Source organism: Cellulomonas telluris, assembly GCF_004886325.1.
GTDB lineage: Bacteria > Actinomycetota > Actinomycetes > Actinomycetales > Cellulomonadaceae > Cellulomonas > Cellulomonas telluris.
In genome coordinates, this window is sequence record NZ_QXFN01000085.1 from 1 (window position 1) to 543 (window position 543).

A 543-nucleotide genomic window follows, 5' to 3' on the forward strand; every position below is an offset into this window, starting at 1 on the left:
CGCCGTGGTCGCGTTCCCGCTGTTCCTCGTGCTGGCCAAGCTGGGCCTGAACGCGTCCGACCACTGAGCCCTGCCTGACGCCCGACCTGACGCCCGACCCGGCGTCGGACCCGGCGTCCGGACACTGGGCACCGACGGCGGCGCCGCTGGCGCCGGGTGAGAGGCTGGACCCATGCCTGCGACCGGTTCCGTGCTCGACGACATCGTCGCCGGCGCACGCGAGGACCTCGCCCGCCGCGAGGCCGCACTCCCGCTGCCCGACCTGCGCGCGCGCCTGGCCGACGCACCGGCGCCTCGCGACCCGATGCCGCACTTCCGGGCCCCGGGCTCGAGCGTCATCGCCGAGGTGAAGCGCAGGAGCCCCAGCAAGGGCGCGCTCGCCGACATCCCGGACCCGGCCTCGCTCGCGCAGGCCTACGCGCGCGGCGGCGCGGCCGCCATCTCGGTGCTCACCGAGGAGCGCCGCTTCGGTGGCAGCCTCGACGACCTGCGCGCCGTGCGGGCGGCGGTCGACACCCCGATCCTGCGCAAGGACTTCATCGT

Annotated in this window: 1 protein-coding gene; it reads left to right on the forward strand. The window is 76.1% G+C overall.

The window, feature by feature from the left end:
- Positions 1 to 172: 172 nt before the first annotated feature.
- On the forward strand, positions 173 to 543 hold a 371-nt coding region (locus FB586_RS18855), incomplete at its 3' end, for an indole-3-glycerol phosphate synthase TrpC (RefSeq protein ID WP_370741100.1).